Origin of the sequence: Bradyrhizobium sp. 142, from assembly GCF_023074015.1 — a bacterium.
GTDB lineage: Bacteria > Pseudomonadota > Alphaproteobacteria > Rhizobiales > Xanthobacteraceae > Bradyrhizobium.
The window spans coordinates 1-1,209 of record NZ_JADPKQ010000409.1 but is presented as its reverse complement, the minus strand read 5'-3'; the positions used below and the strand labels follow the sequence as shown (position 1 = coordinate 1,209).

The 1,209-nt window shown below is 62.1% G+C and carries 2 protein-coding genes and 1 pseudogene; all 3 read right to left on the bottom strand.

Features of this window, described 5'->3' with window-relative positions:
- Window positions 1-358: pseudogene (locus IVA82_RS37625) on the bottom strand (IS66 family transposase); the annotation flags it as partial.
- A gap of 47 nt (window positions 359-405) precedes the next feature.
- The gene (gene tnpB, locus IVA82_RS37620) at window positions 406-753 is read right to left on the bottom strand and encodes an IS66 family insertion sequence element accessory protein TnpB (RefSeq protein WP_247493804.1); all 348 of its coding nucleotides are present in this window, start codon (window positions 751-753) and stop codon (window positions 406-408) included.
- Complete coding sequence (locus IVA82_RS37615) at window positions 750-1,151, bottom strand: transposase (RefSeq protein WP_247381101.1); 402 nt, start codon at window positions 1,149-1,151, stop codon at window positions 750-752. Before IVA82_RS37615 ends, tnpB begins: the two co-directional genes overlap by 4 nt.
- Between the last annotated feature and the right edge of the window lie 58 nt (window positions 1,152-1,209).

The window sequence follows — 1,209 nt, the reverse complement described above, 5'->3', positions numbered from 1 at the left end:
CATCCGGCCATGGCTTGCGCACCGGCCGCTTGCGCATGAAGGGGCGGACGTTCTGCGTCTTCGCCGCTGCGGCCTGCGCGGCAAGCTCATCCTCGCTCGCCGTGGTGACGAGTTCTTCGAGCTCCAACTCCAGCTGCTCGAGCAGCCGTGCCGTGCGCTCGGAGCGCTGCCCGTACAGTTCGCGTTTGAGCTTCTCGATCCGCAGCTCGAGATGCGCGATCAGCGCCTCGTTGTCCGACAGCTCCGCCCGCGCACTGGCAGCCACCGCCTCGGCTCGCAGCCGCGCCTCACGCTCGGCCTGCAGCGCCGCCAGGGCACTCACAAGGTCCGATGGAAGATCGTCCGGCTTCGATATCATAAAGCCATTGAATCAGATCAAGCAGCAGATGCAAACCGTAAAAGCGGCTATCCGACCCGCGTCGGACGCTGGGTTTCTTGAGGGTTGCGCCAATCGATCCCGGACAACAGATAGCTCAACTGCGCCGGAGAGATCGTTACCGGTTCACCGGCAACCGATGGCCAGATAAACCTTCCTCTCTCGAGTCTTTTGGTAAACAGGCATGCTCCCTGGCCATCGTGCCAAATGACCTTCAAAAGATCGCCGCGTTTGCCCCTGAAGCAGAAAAGACCGCCGCCCATGGCGTCGCGCTTGAGCACTTCCTGCACGCGCAGAGCCAGGCTCGGAAAGCCACACCGCATGTCGGTATGGCCCGTCGCCAGCCACACTCGCACGCCCGTCGGGATCGGGATCACCGTAGTGTCTCCAGCCCTCGCATGATCCGTAGCAAAACCGCGACATCGACGTTGCGATCCACGATCACGCGTCGGCCATTCGCGGTCACGACTTCCAGAGTGCCAGTCGCCGCCGGTGCCGCACGCTCCGTCGTCGACTGGACCTCCGACACAATTCGGGCCGGCACAAATCCACCTACCTGACAGCCGCCAAGCTGTCCTTCGCGATAGGCCTTGCGCCACGAAAACAGAAGCTGTTTCGAAAGCCCATGATGCCGTGCTGTCGCCGACACCAGCCGCGGACCCGAAAAACTTTCCTCGACAATCCGCAGCTTCTCGGCAGCCGACCAGCGCCGACGCCGACCAGTCTCCACAATTTCAAGGCGACGCACTTGGCGACTATCAGTAAGGATATCCATACCGACAGTCAGCTACAGACCGGATGAACTCGCAAGACGGCCGTCCTCGGACGAGTAC

Bases quoted from the DNA above. Each gene is read 5' to 3' on its own strand.
- IVA82_RS37615 (WP_247381101.1), bottom strand. From the start codon at position 1,151: ATGGATATCCTTACTGATAGTCGCCAAGTGCGTCGCCTTGAAATTGTG.